The sequence below is a fragment of the Candidatus Saccharibacteria bacterium genome, assembly GCA_016700315.1.
Lineage (GTDB): Bacteria > Patescibacteriota > Saccharimonadia > Saccharimonadales > SZUA-47.
The window spans coordinates 150,659-170,159 of the sequence record CP065013.1; the positions used below are offsets into that span (position 1 = coordinate 150,659).

The 19,501-nt window shown below is 47.1% G+C and carries 6 protein-coding genes; 2 read left to right on the forward strand and 4 right to left on the reverse strand.

The window, feature by feature from the left end:
* Positions 1–63: 63 nt before the first annotated feature.
* Positions 64–4,473 carry a hypothetical protein gene (locus IPO96_00740; protein ID QQS65074.1) on the reverse strand — a complete coding sequence of 1,470 codons (4,410 nt, stop codon included), beginning with the start codon at positions 4,471–4,473 and terminating at the stop codon, positions 64–66.
* A 1-nt stretch (position 4,474) separates the two neighbouring features.
* Entirely contained in the window at positions 4,475–13,540 is a 9,066-nt protein-coding gene (locus IPO96_00745; protein ID QQS65075.1) for a hypothetical protein, read from the reverse strand.
* 268 nt (positions 13,541–13,808) lie between these two features.
* On the opposite strand from IPO96_00745, the gene IPO96_00750 reads away from it, so the two are divergent.
* Together IPO96_00750 and IPO96_00755 are read left to right on the forward strand one after the other, a co-directional pair.
* Positions 13,809–13,952, forward strand: a complete 144-nt coding sequence (locus IPO96_00750; GenBank protein ID QQS65076.1) for a hypothetical protein — start codon at positions 13,809–13,811, stop codon at positions 13,950–13,952.
* Positions 13,953–14,096: 144 nt separating this feature from the next.
* On the forward strand, positions 14,097–14,627 hold the full coding sequence (locus IPO96_00755) for a hypothetical protein (protein ID QQS65077.1): 531 nt from the start codon (positions 14,097–14,099) through the stop codon (positions 14,625–14,627).
* On the opposite strand, the gene IPO96_00760 is transcribed toward IPO96_00755, so the two are convergent.
* A complete protein-coding gene (locus IPO96_00760; GenBank protein QQS65078.1) occupies positions 14,587–16,923 on the reverse strand; it encodes a hypothetical protein in 2,337 nt (778 codons plus the stop codon). The genes IPO96_00755 and IPO96_00760 overlap by 41 nt on opposite strands.
* Positions 16,901–19,501, reverse strand: a complete 2,601-nt coding sequence (locus IPO96_00765) for a hypothetical protein (protein ID QQS65079.1) — start codon at positions 19,499–19,501, stop codon at positions 16,901–16,903. The genes IPO96_00760 and IPO96_00765 overlap by 23 nt, the downstream gene beginning before the upstream one ends.

Below are 19,501 nucleotides of genomic sequence, written 5' to 3' on the forward strand. Positions count from 1 at the left end.
TTAAATCTTTTCCAAGGATAGTCCTTGGAGCGGCAACTTGGAACGGTAGTTGCTGGTAATTTATTAGCGCTGTTCGGTGGCAAATGGCTGGGAAAGTGAGCGGTTGAAAGTGCGACCATGGCGTAGCTGTTGGACTACCTGCGTAGCTTTATGTACGTCAGTTTTGAAAGTTATACTCCCTGATGTATTCTCTATCTGGATCACTCTGAAATATACGTTGTAGTTCGATCCTTCCGTCTCAAAATATTCAGATATTGTGCCTCCGGGCATACCGTTGAGTTTGCAACTTGAACTGGAACAAGAAGACGAAGAGTTGTCGGTCGCCACATCCTCCCAGGCGTTAGTAGTGCCAAAGCGATAAATCTGTAACTTTAGATCCCCCGCTGTGCCAGCAGTATTAGGTGGATAGTCAGTTAGCCCAGTCCAGGCAAGAGTTGGAGCTGTTGAGTTGTTACTAAATCTAGCTTTTTGCATCACCATTGGTCTTTCATACACACCTGCGACCATTGTTTCATAGCCGCCATCTTCCTTAAGAGCACCACACAATCCGAGCATATCAAGCACTCCACTACAAGGATGGCTAGCTGGAGTAGCAGATGGTTGACCATTGCTCAAAACATAGCGACCTGAAGAGCGAATTGCATTCCTAGGAGCCGCAATGTTAACTGTAGAAAATGTTGGAGCAACGTTCTGGGTTTTATAAGTTGCTATACGCAAATCATTATTTGTAGAGTCGCCATAAACAACACTAGGGTTACCATTTGGATCAAAGGCGATCGCCGTACCAGCTCCTACGTTATTGGCAGTATCTACTGCCGTACAATTCCAAGCAGCCGAAGCACAGCCCGTTCCGCCACTGCCGACATACTTAGCCACTTTTAGATTGCCGTTAGTTAGATCGTAATAACTGACCCACGCATTACCCGTACTATCAAAACCAATAGAAGTGTCTTCGCCAACGTCACCTCCAGTATCTACCGCCGTACAACTCCAACTAGTATTAGAACAGCTCCCGCCAGTTCCTACATATTTTGTAACGCGAAGATTAAGCCCGGCTGCGTCGTAGTCATAGTGGCTAATCCACATAGCCCCAGTTGGATCGTAAGCAGCCGAGCTTGCATGCCCAACTGTGTTAGTAGGGTTGTCAACTGACCCACAGTCCCAAGCTGGTGAAGCATCACAACTACCACCGTTGCCGACATATCTTGCAATTTTTAGATCGGTGCCAGTGGCATCCCGATAGCTAATTACTATATTATTGTCTTGGTCAAAAACCAAGGAGCTGTTATAGCCAACGTTGCCGGTGCTAGCAATGGTGTTACAATTCCAAGTAGAATCAACGCATCCTGTACCACCGCTGCCCACGTATTTGGCAACAAGGAGATCCGTGGCCGTAGAGTCACGAAAGCTGACCCAAGCCACTCCAGACTTATCAAAAGCTATAGATGTCCCGTTACTACCAGAATCTCCTGTATTATAAACCGCTGTGCAAGTCCAGGCGGTCGAAGCGCAACCCGTACCCCCACTACCGACGTATCTGGCCACCCTTAAACCAGTATTCGTTATGTCTCGGTAGGATACCCAGGGGTTACCATTAGAGTCTATACCGATTGATGTAAATTGACCAACATCATTTGTAGTGTCAACCGAAGTACATGTCCATGATGATATGGCGCAGCCCGTCCCTCCAGTTCCTACGTAGTTCGCAACCCTTAAGTCACCATTGCCTTGATCATAGTAGCTAATCCATCCCACGCCGTTTCTGTCTACTGCATAAGAATTGTTCTCGGCAGCGCCTCCAACATTAGTGGCTGTATCGATAGCCGTACACCCCCAGTTTGTATCGGCACAATCTGGCATATTACTGATCGTACCTTTGGTCAGAATCTGGGTGGTATTATATTTTGTATCGTCTTCTATTGTAAGAGTTGGGAAAGCATCTATAGCGATTGGCCCGCGCCATCTACCTCTCTCTACACGCTCGCCATCATCGGTAGTGATAAAGAAGCGATAGGTGCTATTGATAGTTGCCTGAGAGGTGTCAATCGTCCACGCTACTTCAGTACACTGCGCTGTCGAACTACCATCTGCCACGCTAACCCCTGTGCCTTCATCACTAGCAAAACTTTTACCATTATTCCAGGTACCGCCTCCGATGCAGTCTGCATCGTCCCGATTAGAAGTATCAGAGCTAGTGGTCATATCTGCGTGAGACTCCGCAAAAGCAGAAACTCCAGCTTGACTAGACGACAACGTAATAGCACCTAAGCTTTGCCTGAGGTAAGCCATCCTGACAGAATCGGTAGTCAGATCCTCGTGTGCTACCCATGGTACCCCATCTTGATCAAAGGCTAATGATGTAAAATATCCAACACTGTTGGTAGTCTCAACAGTGGTACAAGACCACGCGCTTGATGCACAACCAGAACCGCCAGAACCAACAAAGCGAGCTAGTTTAAGCGCAGTATTGGTGATATCTTGATAGCTGACCCATGGATTACCGATGGGATCAAAAGCCAGAGATGTGTAGCCTCCGACACTTCCAGACGTATCAACAGAAGTACATGTCCAAGCCGATGAGGCGCAACCAGAACCGCCAGAACCGACGTACTGCGCAACCTTCAGATCTAGATTGGTTGTGTCATAGTAACTAACCCATGGATTACCAGAAGGATCCATGGCAATTGATGTAAAACCACCAACGTTTCCGCCCGTATCAACAGAAGTGCAAGTCCAGTAGTTTGAGGCACAGCCAGTACCCGCACCGGCCCCGACGTATTGAGCGACCTTTAGATCGTTGTTGGTATTATCGTAGTATGCGATCCAAGGATTACCGTTATTGTCCAGTGCGAGCTTGCTGTATGAGCCAACATCTCCTGTTGAATCAATAGTTGTGCACTCCCATGACGCAAGCGTGCAGGCAGTACCGCTCGGATTATTACTGCCCGCAACCCGTAGATTGGTGTTGGTAACATCATAGTAACTAACCCAGGCATCACTACTAGAGCGGCTGATTGCTATGGAAGTGTCCTGGCCGGTATTTGCCGCTACTGAATCTACTGTGACACATTGCCAGTCGGTAGAGTCACAGCTGCCACCTGAACCGACATAGTAGGCAAGCCTGAGGGAACCAGCAGTGTTATCTTTATAAGCTATCCAGGGCTTGCCATTGCTATTCATCGCGATTGAGGCATAGCTACCGACATCGTTTGTTGTCACAACACCGCTTGTCGATGTACCTCCACCCTTGGTGTAGTAATCTACTCTCAAGTTACCAGCTGTAGTATTCCGTGTTGCCACCCAAGCCCCTCCAGAAGAATCTAGGGCTAGACCAATCTGGCTGTTTTGGGCTGAAGTATCGACGTTAAAGCACTGATAGTTAGTATCCAAACAATTACCGGTCGGCGATTCTGGTTTTTGAAAGCCCTTAACCCGCCTCCAGACACCATCACCAGTGTCGTAAAAAAGAGCGAGGTTCTCTGTGTCCACTGGCCCACTAGTGTTTTTGAGCTGAGTTCTTAGTGTCAGTCTTTCGCCTTTACGAGCAGAGACAGCTGTGCTACCAGGTGCGAGCTGGCCAGCACCATCTCCTGAAGCATCATCCATTTCCCAGATGTAACCTTTGAGCGCTAACTGTGGCTTGTTCTTGTAATAGGTATAGGTGGCGCTAACATTGGCTTGATACAACCTAACGTCATCATCTATAACACTAGCGGCACCAACGCCAACAGCATTACGCGTGAATCTTATCCTAAGATCGTTTATCGCCGACCAGCCAGTAGTAAAGGTTGTTGTGTAGTTGGTAATTGTTGTAGTCAGAGTAGTTGTCTGAGCTGTCTGCAAAGCACCATTGATATAGATGTTGACACTCACTGAGTCACAATTTGGTGCCGTGCCTTGACAAGCTGTGTCTATTTTGGCGCGCCAGTTTACTACAACCTGAGTAGTCTGTACGAATGTTCCGTTGATGGTTGGATTTTGAATAGTGTAGTCGTCTATTTCTCCAGTAGTGTTGCCCGCCAAACCCGTATTAACATAGTCGGCATCGTTAGCTGAAGTCTCATCGACAAGTGTGTAGTGGTTGGTGCCAGAACAGGCTGCATTCGTACATAGTTCCCAGCCGGCTGTGTTGTCACCATCAGGATATAGATTGTTTGTAGCGGTGTAAAGAGCTTGCGCAGGAGTGCTACTCCTGAAAAAGTTAAGCAGTGGAACCCCAACCAGCAAAAGAACTGCAACAAATGACGAAACTCTTCGGAAGAACAGTGGGCTCAGCTTATAACGCCGCCCAATGTTTGCGAATAAGTTTTTTACTCTCCTTGGCTTTTTAACTTGTATACTTTTGATCGGGAGATTAGTCAGTATTGAGCTGCCCATCGTAGACGTTCGAGAGAAATAACTAGTGTCTTTAGAGGATATGTCGGCCTCTCTTGGCTTTACCCCATCAAGATAGTTTGTTCTTTTATAACGCATTTTAGTTTGTGTAGAGGTAGCTTACTTCGCCTACCCTGACCCCGTTATTACTTAGTGATAGAGTCTTAAAGCTTACGGTAATTATATCATTCGCCGCAAAACTACAGCCAGTTAGAGTGACTGACTGTTCAGTCCAGGTATTAGCCGTGCCAGGGAGAACAGAGACACTGGTAGCACATGCTGTTCCAGCATTATCACGAACCGTAACTTGTATGTCATTATTAGCCGTGCTGGTCGAAGCACCGTAAACCCAGACTTTGAATGTACCAAAGCCTGAGCGATAGTCGCTAGGGATCTGATTTCGCACCACTATATCGTAGTCCTGGAGTGATGCCTGAGAACTGCTCCAGCTGTAGTAGTTGTGGCGATTTGTACCATCGTAGTCTGAGGACATGACACCGCTATTGTTGGTCCCGTCCGCAGTAAGTGTCCCGCCAGCAAACTCAGGGATCATGTAAATCTTTCTGCTGTTGAAATTGTTACTGCAATCACCCCAGTTACCGTTCTGGTAACAGCGCATCTTACCAGTGCTACTGTTGTAGTACATCGCACCGTTTACTCCGGTAGGGTCGGTTGCATCAGTCTTTGTGTCGAGAACTAATAGTGTCCCTGCTGTGTCGGAAACGCCAATCTGTACTTGCCCATCGAACTGAGATATTCCACTATCAACCCACAGTGCGTATGTGCTAGCCCCTTCAACATATACACCATAGTTATTTGTACCCGAAGTCTGGTTCCTAACCAATACGCCATAGCTGTTGGTTATGGTGGAGGATGCACCCTTAATTGGGTTTTCTGCCATTAGGCCTACGGTTGAACTAAGAGTAAATGCTACGTTAGATGTATCGACTCGCCCATATATGCCAACACCAGAATTAGGGCTAGTTGGGTTATCTATGTATGGTATGCCCGTAACACCGTAACAGCCGAAGTTACAAGCAACCGTTGATCCAAAAGTGCTCTTTACTCGTAAGCCTTCGTTAGACACTTGTGCGGAGCCAATTCCAACATTACCTTCTCCGCCAACTATCAACCCAGTATAAGCTCCATTATTTACTGTGGCTCTAAGAGCATATTGGCTAGAGCTAGAGGACTGAATGTCAATAGAAACACCATTAGCTGTAGAGTTTGCTGCATCGAGCGTTGCAAGGTTTCCAGTGCCTGAGCCGGTAACGTTTAGAACAGCACCGGTTGATCCTGTAAACTGTTGGTTAAGCTCTAAGATATTTGAGGTGTCAGTACAAGTACCGACGGTTTGTGTACAGTTTGACTGAAGATTGGCCAGATCACCAGTTATGTTTAGCGTCGCACTGGTGGCGTTAACGGTATTGGATCTAGAGACGTTCAGCCAACGGCCTGAGTCTGTTTGTGTTGCAGAAGCCGTGGCTAGCGTTCGCGCAGGTGAAACGTTGAGCCAATTGCCAGTAAACCCAGCTGTAATACTGCTGGCTGTACTTCCGATGTTAACTGCAGAAGTATTCGTTGCGGCGTTATTTGTTGCAAGATAGAGCAAACCACTAGATGCTCCCGTACCTGCATTTGTAATAGTAAGAACGTTTGCTGCACCAGTGGAGTTTTGAGTAAGACTCAGCAAGGCCGCAGTAGAGCCCAGATCGTTATTAGTTATGTTAGCTAGAGCGGTACTGCTGTCATTGGTTGCATCGTTAGCTTGAGTGATATTCAGAAGATTTGTCGAACGCGCTCCACCACTAAGATCGCTGTTCAGTACTAGACTTCCGGCATTCGCTCCGTTGAATGTAGCTGCTCGTGCTGCAGTTACACTAAGTATCGAACTACCGCTATTCTGCAGATCTAACAAGGTTCCTCCTGTAGCCGTTGTTAGTAAGGCCGTACCCGTATTATTACCATTATCTATCTTGAGCACACCACTAGCTACCGCACTACTAGAGTTCGTAAAACCATAGAGGTAGTTTGAAGCCGTAACAGACAGGGTTGAAGTATCGGCGGCGTTTTTTGCAAGGTAGTTACCGCCGCTTGATGGTGCAAACGCAGTACAAGTTAGAGTGTCGCCTATAGTAGTAACAGCCGTACCAGCTGCACAGGCTGTTGGGTAGTTAGATAAAGCTGTCCAGTCTACTGTACCAGCAGAGCTAATGGTAATAGCGTCATTGATGTAGGCATCAGCTATGACACTACCCTGCCAAGTACCGGCTGTAACGACGCCAGAGCTGTTAATTTGGAACAAGTCACCGTTACCAACAGTGAATAGCGATGCAGGTGTCATGTCACCTATGCCAAAGTTACCAGCATTAATATAGCTGACCGAGGAATCCGCCCTGAGCCTGACTGTGTTAGTGCCAGCGCTATATAAGTCCAAAATACCAACGTTACCCACACCCGAACCGTCATAAAGACTGGCGGTTAGGGTACCTGTGTCACGCACCTCAAAAGAGCCTTGACCTGCAGTTGATGATGAGCGAACTGCACCAACTACCTCAAGTGGTGTGGCAGGGTTAGTCAAGCCAACACCAACCCTGTTGTTGGTAGCGTCTACATATAAGGTGTTGGTGTCGACCGCTAGGTTATTTGTAACCACAGCGTTCCCCAAGTTGTCTACCGTGAATAGGTCAGTTCCACCGTTATTCTCTACTACAAAGATATTGGATGTTTGAGTACCGTTAGCTTGGACCAGAAGTTGTATCTCGTCACTATCTCCATCTACAGCTAACTTAGCTAGGGCTACGGCTGAGCCGATGGTTACATCGTCAGTGCTGGTTTGTAGAGTGACAAGTGTACCAGTGTCGGTGAAACCAGAGGTGTTGGTGCCAACATTGTCTGTGGCACAGGCCCAGGCTGAACCGTTCCACTTCATGATGTCGTTAGTGCTACAGCCGTTCTGGGCGATGTTGCTAAAGAGGATAGTAGCACTAGCTAGATCAGTACCAGTAACTGTACCGTCGGTTATCTCACTACTGTCTATGCTTGAACCAAAGTCATTAAGTAGAGTCAGAGTAACTGTACCACCAAGGCTAACCGTGCCACCACCAGTTAGGCCAGTACCGGCTGTAACAGTGATGCCGCTGTTGACTAGTTTAGCGTTAGTAATAGTACCGTCAGCAATATCTGCAGCTACAATGGTGCCATCGACTATCTCGCTACTGTCTATGCTAGTTCCTAGTGTAGCGGCAATGGTTAGAGTATCTGTAGTACCGTTACCAGTAATAGTAATACCAGCTCCATCACTTAGAGTTAGAGTATCTGTACTGCTATCTGCTACTGGGTTGGTGCCGTTAGATACAGCTATTGTTTCGAAGGAGTTACCTGCTCCGCCGCCCGTTGCATCAGTTGCACAGGCCCAGGCTGAACCGTTCCACTTCATGATGTCGTTAGTGCTACAGCCGTTCTGGGCGATGTTACTAAAGAGGATGGTTGAGCTGGCGATGTCAGTACCTATGACAGTACCGTCAGTTATCTCGCTAGATTCTATGGTTTGACCTAGTTTAGTCACGTTAGCACTTAGTGCACCGTCAGCTACACTACCTGATGAGCTAATAGTTAGAGCATCACTAATGTTAGTGTCGGTTAATTGTCCAGTGTAGCTTAGACTACCTAGAGCTAGAGTACCGCTGCTGAGAGTGCCGGTGTTATCTGCATCGAAGATGTAGGCTTCAACTTGAGCTTCGGTTAGAACAGTATCCGAATCTGCATCTGTACCACAGTACCAAGCAGTACCATTGAACTTAATTACTTCTCCATTATTACAAGAGTTACTAGCAATGTCGGCGAAGGTAATAGTACCGTTAGCAATATCTGCACTGCTGACTTCACCGTCAGTTATCTCACTAGATTCGATGCTAGTACCTAGGGTTGAGCTAATGACATTACCGCCGCTGATGTTAATGCCAGTACCAGCTGTGTAGGTAGTGTCGGTGTCAGTGTCGGTATCACAATTCCAGCCAGCAGCTAGTGGGCCAGCACCATCTGGATCGGTTGTGTAGTACTTGAGGACTTGAGCATCAGTGCTACAGGCAGCTAGTTTAGCAGTAGTGACTGCACCGGCGTTAATAAGGGCGGTGGTTATGGCATTGTTAGCAATGTCGGCAGTAGCAATAGTACCGTCGACTATCTCGCTGCTGTCGATGCTGGTGCCAAGTGAAGACTGTAAGGTAACTGTACCACCAAGGCTAACCGTGCCACCACCAGTTAGGCCAGTACCGGCTGTGACGGTGACGCTACTGTTAACTAGTTTAGCGTTAGTAATAGTACCATCAGCAATATCTGCAGCTACAATGGTGCCGTCGACTATCTCGCTACTGTCTATGCTAGTTCCAAGTACAGCAGCAACTGTTAGAGTGTCGGTTGTAGCATCACCAGTTATGGTAATACCTGAACCTTCAGCGATGGTTATAGTGTCTGTAGTGCTATCTGCAACTGGGTCGGTGCCATTAGGTGCATCAAAGGTAGCGAAGGTATTAGTACCACTACCAGTGTTGTCTGTGGCACAGGCCCAGGCTGAACCGTTCCACTTCATGATGTCGTTAGTGCTACAGCCGTTCTGGGCGATGTTGCTAAAGAGGATAGTAGCACTAGCTAGATCAGTACCAGTAACTGTACCGTCTGTTATCTCGCTGCTGTCGATGCTGGTGCCAAGTGAAGACTGTAAGGTAACTGTGCCACCAAGGCTGACACTACCACCACCAGTTAGTCCAGTACCAGCCGTAACTGTTATAGCGCTGTTAGCTAATTGAGAGTTAGTGATACCAGCAGAAGCTGAGATATCTGTAGTGGTAATAGTACCGTTAGCAATATCTGCACTGCTGACTTCACCGTCAGTTATCTCACTAGATTCGATGCTAGTACCTAGGGTTGAGCTAATGACATTACCGCCGCTGATGTTAATGCCAGTACCAGCTGTGTAGGTAGTGTCGGTGTCAGTGTCGGTATCACAATTCCAGCCAGCAGCTAGTGGGCCAGCACCATCTGGATCGGTTGTGTAGTACTTGAGGATTTGGCTGTCACTGCTACAGGCAGCTAGTTTAGCAGTAGTGACTGCACCGGCGTTAATAAGGGCGGTGGTTATGGCATTGTTAGCAATGTCGGCAGTAGCAATAGTACCGTCGACTATCTCGCTGCTGTCGATGCTGGTGCCAAGCGTTGTTTGTAGGGAGTTGCCAGAAATAGTCAGACCAGTACCAGTAAGGTCGGTGAAGGCATCCCCATTTACAGTAAAGGTGTCCCCAGTCTCTAGAGTAAGCCCACCATTCAATGTCGTAAGCCCAGTTACGGTTAGGCTTCCCGAGAAAGTAGCAGCCCCAGCACTGGATATTGTTAAGCGATCTACATTATTAGTCTCGAGTGCAAAGGCTGAAGAGTCATTAGTGCCAACAGTCAGCGGACCCGTCTGCCCGCCGTTATACACATCGCCTGCCCCGTTACCAGAACCAGCACAATTACCACTGGTAGTACACACTACTGATGTATCAATTGCTAGGGCTCCTGAAGAAACTAACAAACCAGTACCAGTAAGATCAGTAAAAGCGTCCCCATTGACGGTCAGTGTGTCTCCTGTTTCAAGAGTGAGACCACCATTAGCTGTTAGTAGTCCTGTAATGGTCGGGCTAGATACTAATGCGACAGTTACCGTATCAGTTGCGCCAGCAGTAGTGCTAATGTTGCTTCCTGCTGCAATTGTAATGGTGTCTGTGTCACTTATTGTTTGGCTAGTACCAGAGCTACCTGCCAATGTCAGACTAGTAAAGCCGCCGCCGCCAGCCGTACAGCTGCCCCAAACGGCCGTTGTTCCGTCGCTTAGAAGACACTGGTTATTTGAGCCAATACCCAGCTTTGTCCAGGTATTTGACGTTGCGCCGCCTAGCAGTAAGTCACCTTGTGCGACCGTACTTTGACCAGTGCCTCCATTGCCTGCGCCTAGTACGCCATTGACCTCAGCTGTGTTTAGGTCAATCGTTGAACCAAAAAAGTTATTCAATGTTACTGACCCACCTAGCGAAACTGAACCACCTCCTGTCAATCCTGTCCCAGCAGTTACTGTGACTGAGCTATTTGCAAGATCGACATTTGCTATCGTTCCATCTGCTATATCGGCTGACAATATTGTGCCGTCGACGATCTCACTTGTTGTAATATCTGCACCGAGAGTAGCAGCGATAGTCAGTGTATCAGTGGTGCCATCGCCCGTGATAGTAACACCTGATCCTTGAGCAAAAGTTATAGTATCCGTTGTTGAATCAGCAACAGGGTTAGTGCCATTTGGTGTGGCAAAGGTAGCAAATGTGTCAGTTCCCGAGCCCGTTGCATCAGTTGCACAGGCCCAGGCTGAACCGTTCCACTTCATGATGTCGTTAGTGCTACAGCCGTTCTGGGCGATGTTACTAAAGAGGATGGTTGAGCTGGCGATGTCAGTACCTATGACAGTACCGTCAGTTATCTCGCTAGATTCTATGGTTTGACCTAGTTTAGTCACGTTAGCACTTAGTGCACCGTCAGCTACACTACCTGATGAGCTAATAGTTAGAGCATCACTAATGTTAGTGTCGGTTAATTGTCCAGTGTAGCTTAGACTACCTAGAGCTAGAGTACCGCTGCTGAGAGTGCCGGTGTTATCTGCATCGAAGATGTAGGCTTCAACTTGAGCTTCGGTTAGAACAGTATCCGAATCTGCATCTGTACCACAGTACCAAGCAGTACCATTGAACTTAATTACTTCTCCATTATTACAAGAGTTACTAGCAATGTCGGCGAAGGTAATAGTACCGTTAGCAATATCTGCACTGCTGACTTCACCGTCAGTTATCTCACTAGATTCAATGCTAGTACCTAGTGTTGAGCTAATGACATTACCGCCGCTGATGTTAATGCCAGTACCAGCTGTGTAGGTAGTGTCGGTGTCAGTGTCGGTATCACAATTCCAGCCAGCAGCTAGTGGGCCAGCACCGTCTGGATCAGTTGTGTAGTACTTGAGGATTTGGCTGTCACTGCTACAGTTAGCTAGTTTAGCTAGAGTGACTGCACCGTCAGTGATGTCTACAGTAGCAATAGTACCGTTGGCAATATCTGCGCTAGTGATGGTGCCGTCTAGTATCTCGTCACTAGTAACAGCATCAGTATTAATATCTGCTGCGGTTATAGTGTTGTCTGCTATTAGGGTGGAGGTAATAGCACTAGTAGCTATGTTAGAAGTAGTAATAGTTGAGCTAGCAATGTCAGTACCAGTAACTGTACCGTCGGTTATCTCACTACTGTCTATGCTTGAACCAAAGTCATTAAGTAGAGTCAGAGTAACTGTACCACCAAGGCTAACCGTGCCACCACCAGTTAGGCCAGTACCGGCTGTAACAGTGATGCCGCTGTTGACTAGTTTAGCGTTAGTAATAGTAGCGTCAGCAATATCTGCAGCTACAATGGTGCCATCGACTATCTCGCTACTGTCTATGCTAGTTCCTAGTGTAGCGGCAATGGTTAGAGTATCTGTAGTACCGTTACCAGTAATAGTAATACCAGCTCCATCACTTAGGGTTAGAGTATCTGTACTGCTATCTGCTACTGGGTTAGTACCGTTAGATACAGCGATTGTTTCGAAGGAGTTACCTGCTCCGCCGCCCGTTGCATCAGTTGCACAGGCCCAGGCTGAACCGTTCCACTTCATGATGTCGTTAGTGCTACAGCCGTTCTGGGCGATGTTACTAAAGAGGATGGTTGAGCTGGCGATGTCAGTACCTATGACAGTACCGTCAGTTATCTCGCTAGATTCTATGGTTTGACCTAGTTTAGTCACGTTAGCACTTAGTGCACCGTCAGCTACACTACCTGATGAGCTAATAGTTAGAGCATCACTAATGTTAGTGTCGGTTAATTGTCCAGTGTAGCTTAGACTACCTAGAGCTAGAGTACCGCTGCTGAGAGTGCCGGTGTTATCTGCATCGAAGATGTAGGCTTCAACTTGAGCTTCGGTTAGAACAGTATCCGAATCTGCATCTGTACCACAGTACCAAGCAGTACCATTGAACTTAATTACTTCTCCATTATTACAAGAGTTACTAGCAATGTCGGCGAAGGTAATAGTACCGTTAGCAATATCTGCACTGCTGACTTCACCGTCAGTTATCTCACTAGATTCGATGCTAGTACCTAGGGTTGAGCTAATGACATTACCGCCGCTGATGTTAATGCCAGTACCAGCTGTGTAGGTAGTGTCGGTGTCAGTGTCGGTATCACAATTCCAGCCAGCAGCTAGTGGGCCAGCACCGTCTGGATCAGTTGTGTAGTACTTGAGGATTTGGCTGTCACTGCTACAGTTAGCTAGCTTAGCTAGAGTGACTGCACCGTCAGTGATGTCTACAGTAGCAATAGTACCGTTGGCAATATCTGCGCTAGTGATGGTGCCGTCTAGTATCTCGTCACTAGTAACAGCATCAGTATTAATATCTGCTGCGGTTATAGTGTTGTCTGCTATTAGGGTGGAGGTAATAGCACTAGTAGCTATGTTAGAAGTAGTAATAGTTGAGCTAGCAATGTCAGTACCAGTAATTGTACCATCAGTTATCTCACTACTGTCTATGCTTGAACCAAAGTCATTAAGTAGAGTCAGAGTAACTGTACCACCAAGGCTAACCGTGCCACCACCAGTTAGGCCAGTACCGGCTGTAACAGTGATGCCGCTGTTGACTAGTTTAGCGTTAGTAATAGTAGCGTCAGCAATATCTGCAGCTACAATGGTGCCATCGACTATCTCGCTACTGTCTATGCTAGTTCCTAGTGTAGCGGCAATGGTTAGAGTATCTGTCGTACCGTTACCAGTAATAGTAATACCAGCTCCATCACTTAGGGTTAGAGTATCTGTACTACTATCTGCTACTGGGTTAGTACCGTTAGATACAGCGATTGTTTCGAAGGAGTTACCTGCTCCGCCGCCCGTTGCATCAGTTGCACAGGCCCAGGCTGAACCGTTCCACTTCATGATGTCATTAGTGCTACAGCCGTTCTGGGCGATGTTACTAAAGAGGATGGTTGAGCTGGCGATGTCAGTACCTATGACAGTACCGTCAGTTATCTCGCTAGATTCTATGGTTTGACCTAGTTTAGTCACGTTAGCACTTAGTGCACCGTCAGCTACACTACCTGATGAGCTAATAGTTAGAGCATCACTAATGTTAGTGTCGGTTAATTGTCCAGTGTAGCTTAGACTACCTAGAGCCAGAGTACCGCTGCTGAGAGTGCCGGTGTTATCTGCATCGAAGATGTAGGCTTCAACTTGAGCTTCGGTTAGAACAGTATCCGAATCTGCATCTGTACCACAGTACCAAGCAGTACCATTGAACTTAATTACTTCTCCATTATTACAAGAGTTACTAGCAATGTCGGCGAAGGTAATAGTACCGTTAGCAATATCTGCACTGCTGACTTCACCGTCAGTTATCTCACTAGATTCAATGCTAGTACCTAGTGTTGAGCTAATGACATTACCGCCGCTGATGTTAATGCCAGTACCAGCTGTGTAGGTAGTGTCGGTGTCAGTGTCGGTATCACAATTCCAGCCAGCAGCTAGTGGGCCAGCACCGTCTGGATCGGTTGTGTAGTACTTGAGGATTTGGCTGTCACTGCTACAGTTAGCTAGTTTAGCTAGAGTGACTGCACCGTCAGTGATGTCTACAGTAGCAATAGTACCGTTGGCAATATCTGCGCTAGTGATGGTGCCGTCTAGTATCTCGTCACTAGTAACAGCATCAGTATTAATATCTGCTGCGGTTATAGTGTTGTCTGCTATTAGGGTGGAGGTAATAGCACTAGTAGCTATGTTAGAAGTAGTAATAGTTGAGCTAGCAATGTCGGTACCAGTAACTGTACCATCGGTTATCTCACTACTGTCTATGCTTGAAGCAAAGTCAGTACGTAGAGTCAGAGTAACTGTGCCACCAAGGCTAGCCGTGCCACCACCAGTTAGGCCAGTACCGGCTGTAACAGTGATGCCGCTGTTGACTAGTTTAGCGTTAGTAATAGTAGCGTCAGCAATATCTGCAGCTACAATGGTGCCATCGACTATCTCGCTACTGTCTATGCTAGTTCCTAGTGTAGCGGCAATGGTTAGAGTATCTGTAGTACCGTTACCAGTAATAGTAATACCAGCTCCATCACTTAGGTTAGAGTATCTGTACTACTATCTGCTACTGGGTTAGTACCGTTAGATACAGCGATTGTTTCGAAGGAGTTACCTGCTCCGCCGCCCGTTGCATCAGTTGCACAGGCCCAGGCTGAACCGTTCCACTTCATGATGTCGTTAGTGCTACAGCCGTTCTGGGCGATGTTGCTAAAGAGGATGGTTGAGCTGGCGATGTCAGTACCTATGACAGTACCGTCAGTTATCTCGCTAGATTCTATGGTTTGACCTAGTTTAGTCACGTTAGCACTTAGTGCACCGTCAGCTACACTACCTGATGAGCTAATAGTTAGAGCATCACTAATGTTAGTGTCGGTTAATTGTCCAGTGTAGCTTAGACTACCTAGAGCTAGAGTACCGCTGCTGAGAGTGCCGGTGTTATCTGCATCGAAGATGTAGGCTTCAACTTGAGCTTCGGTTAGAACAGTATCCGAATCTGCATCTGTACCACAGTACCAAGCAGTACCATTGAACTTAATTACTTCTCCATTATTACAAGAGTTACTAGCAATGTCGGCGAAGGTAATAGTACCGTTAGCAATATCTGCACTGCTGACTTCACCGTCAGTTATCTCACTAGATTCAATGCTAGTACCTAGTGTTGAGCTAATGACATTACCGCCGCTGATGTTAATGCCAGTACCAGCTGTGTAGGTAGTGTCGGTGTCAGTGTCGGTATCACAATTCCAGCCAGCAGCTAGTGGGCCAGCACCGTCTGGATCGGTTGTGTAGTACTTGAGGATTTGGCTGTCACTGCTACAGTTAGCTAGCTTAGCTAGAGTGACTGCACCGTCAGTGATGTCTACAGTAGCAATAGTACCGTTGGCAATATCTGCGCTAGTGATGGTGCCGTCTAGTATCTCGTCACTAGTAACAGCATCAGTATTAATATCTGCTGCGGTTATAGTGTTGTCTGCTATTAGGGTGGAGGTAATAGCACTAGTAGCTATGTTAGAAGTAGTAATAGTTGAGCTAGCAATGTCGGTACCAGTAATAGTGCCATTAGTTATCTCACTACTGTCTATGCTTGAACCAAAGTCATTAAGTAGAGTCAGAGTAACTGTACCACCAAGGCTAACTGTGCCACCACCAGTTAGGCCAGTGCCGGCTGTAACAGTGATGCCGCTGTTGACTAGTTTAGCGTTAGTAATAGTAGCGTCAGCAATATCTGCAGCTACAATGGTGCCATCGACTATCTCGCTACTGTCTATGCTAGTTCCTAGTGTAGCGGCAATGGTTAGAGTATCTGTCGTACCGTTACCAGTAATAGTAATACCAGCTCCATCACTTAGGGTTAGAGTATCTGTACTACTATCTGCAACTGGGTTAGTACCGTTAGATACAGCGATTGTTTCGAAGGAGTTACCTGCTCCGCCGCCCGTTGCATCAGTTGCACAGGCCCAGGCTGAACCGTTCCACTTCATGATGTCACCACTGCCACAGCCGTTCTGGGCGATGTTGCTAAAGAGGATGGTTGAGCTGGCGATGTCAGTACCTATGACAGTACCGTCTGTTATCTCGCTAGATTCTATGGTTTGACCTAGTTTAGTCACGTTAGCACTTAGTGCACCGTCAGCTACACTACCTGATGAGCTAATAGTTAGAGCATCACTAATGTTAGTGTCGGTTAATTGTCCGGTGTAGCTTAGACTACCTAGAGCTAGAGTACCGCTGCTGAGAGTGCCGGTGTTATCTGCATCGAAGATGTAGGCTTCAACTTGAGCTTCGGTTAGAACAGTATCCGAATCTGCGTCTGTACCACAGTACCAAGCAGTACCATTGAACTTAATTACTTCTCCATTATTACAAGAGTTACTAGCAATGTCGGCGAAGGTAATAGTACCGTTAGCAATATCTGCACTGCTGACTTCACCGTCAGTTATCTCACTAGATTCAATGCTAGTACCTAGGGTTGAGCTAATGACATTACCGCCGCTGATGTTAATGCCAGTACCAGCTGTGTAGGTAGTGTCGGTGTCAGTGTCGGTATCACAATTCCAGCCAGCAGCTAGTGGGCCAGCACCGTCTGGATCAGTTGTGTAGTACTTGAGGATTTGGCTGTCACTGCTACAGTTAGCTAGCTTAGCTAGAGTGACTGCACCGTCAGTGATGTCTACAGTAGCAATAGTACCGTTGGCAATATCTGCGCTAGTGATGGTGCCGTCTAGTATCTCGTCACTAGTAACAGCATCAGTATTAATATCTGCTGCGGTTATAGTGTTGTCTGCTATTAGGGTGGAGGTAATAGCACTAGTAGCTATGTTAGAAGTAGTAATAGTTGAGCTAGCAATGTCAGTACCAGTAACTAGTGCCATTAGTTATCTCACTACTGTCTATGCTTGAACCAAAGTCATTAAGTAGAGTCAGAGTAACTGTACCACCAAGGCTAACTGTGCCACCACCAGTTAGGCCAGTGCCGGCTGTAACAGTGATGCCACTGTTGACTAGTTTAGCGTTAGTAATAGTAGCGTCAGCAATATCTGCAGCTACTATGGTGCCATCGACTATCTCGCTACTGTCTATGCTAGTTCCTAGTGTAGCGGCAATGGTTAGAGTATCTGTCGTACCGTTACCAGTAATAGTAATACCAGCTCCATCACTTAGGGTTAGAGTATCTGTACTGCTATCTGCTACTGGGTTAGTGCCGTTAGATACAGCTATTGTTTCGAAGGAGTTACCTGCTCCGCCGCCCGTTGCATCAGTTGCACAGGCCCAGGCTGAACCGTTCCACTTCATGATGTCGTTAGTGCTACAGCCGTTCTGGGCGATGTTGCTAAAGAGGATGGTTGAGCTGGCGATGTCAGTACCTATGACAGTACCGTCTGTTATCTCGCTAGATTCTATGGTTTGACCTAGTTTAGTCACGTTAGCACTTAGTGCACCGTCAGCTACACTACCTGATGAGCTAATAGTTAGAGCATCACTAATGTTAGTGTCGGTTAATTGTCCAGTGTAGCTTAGACTACCTAGAGCTAGAGTACCGCTGCTGAGAGTGCCGGTGTTATCTGCATCGAAGATGTAGGCTTCAACTTGAGCTTCGGTTAGAACAGTATCCGAATCTGCATCTGTACCACAGTACCAAGCAGTACCATTGAACTTAATTACTTCTCCATTATTACAAGAGTTACTAGCAATGTCGGCGAAGGTAATAGTACCGTTAGCAATATCTGCACTGCTGACTTCACCGTCAGTTATCTCACTAGATTCAATGCTAGTACCTAGTGTTGAGCTAATGACATTACCGCCGCTGATGTTAATGCCAGTACCAGCTGTGTAGGTAGTGTCGGTGTCAGTAGAAGGGACCCAACCAGTACCATTCCACTTTAGAACTTCACCAGACGATGCGCCTTGTTGGGCCAGGTTGAAGGTCGTACCAACTAGGCTTAGACCCTGCCCAGCGCTATACGTAGTTCCCACAGGTACTGCACAAGCGAACGCGACCCCGTTCCATACGGGAGCTTCGCCATTTGAGCTACAACTGAGGCCGCTAACCGTATCGCCACTGCGTGAAAATAGGCCATTGCCCGTAAAGGTTAGGGGATTCTCTTTGGAGTTGAATGTTACCCAATCTGTACTAGTCAGAAGGCCAGTAGTTGTATTCGATGCCGAGTTGATTGTTATTACACCACTAGAAACTGTAGCATTAGATAACGTTAAGGCACCCGAAGCCCCATTGATAGAAGCTACTCCATTTGCTCCGGGACACGTAGTGAAGATCGGAGCGCCCGAAGTACTGACCAAGCACTGACCAGCACTTGCTGCGCTGGCAGTCTGTAGCGCACCAGCCCCGCCGCCAATCACTACGCCGTTGTTGGTGATACTGGTTAGCCCCGTACCACCCGAACTAACGCTGAGAGCAGTAGATAAAATAAGTCCAGAAAATGTTGGGCTGGCACTTGTATCGATGTTCTGTACTGTGTTGGCTACGCCAGCAGCAACAGTAAAGTTGATGCCGTTGAACTGAGCTATTCCCTTAGCTGATGTGGAGGCATCATTGATTGTGATAGTACTACCAGAAGCTGAAGAGTCTGCTACTGCTAGGTTACCAGCGAGTCCGTTAAGACTAGTTACGCCTGCACCGACTCCACCTGGACACACACCGAAGGCGGGCGCTCCAGCCGTGCTAAGCAAACACAACCCCGCTGTGGCTGTTGATGCAGTTGTTACAGGAGAACTTCCGTTACCAAGTAAAACCCCGTTTGGAGTCAAACTTGTAGCACCCGTACCCCCAGAACCAACAGCAAGTGCGTTCGAAAGATTAACACCTGAAAAAGTTGGTACTGCAGTCGGATTCAAAGATTGAGGCAATGAGATCGAGGCAATACCGTTAGCTGTGCTAACATTTATGTCCCCGGCTGTACCGTTTACACCGAGCAAACCACTCGAACTGATAGTAGTTCCGTTGATAGCAATGCCTGCTCCTGGAACTAGACTAACCGCACCAGTTTGACCTTGCAGACTCGTGACACCGGCGACTGTTGGTGCAGCAGTTTGCTGGTTGTTGGCTTCTGTAGTCGGCAGCTGCACAAATTTACTGCCGTCGTAATACTGTAAGGTTGAGGTAGCAGAGTCAAAAACCAAAGTTCCCGGCTTAGCGTTAGCCGGTAGGGACTGCGGCAAAATTGTTATCGGCCCGTTAAGCTGTAAATTGGGATTTATGGTCAAAGTCTGACCAGCAAAACCTAGACTTTTACCATCATCTGATAGATAGCCGTTAACAGAGGCTTTTTGATAGCCTACATTCAGCGAAGAATTTTTCTTGGAAGCAAAATAGAATGCTAAAAGACTGAGTAAGAAAACAATTATCATAAGTAGCACAATAATCACTCCACGACGAAGAAAGGACCAGAAACCGTAGTCTTCTCTATTGTAATGAGGTTGTGTTGGCTGCAT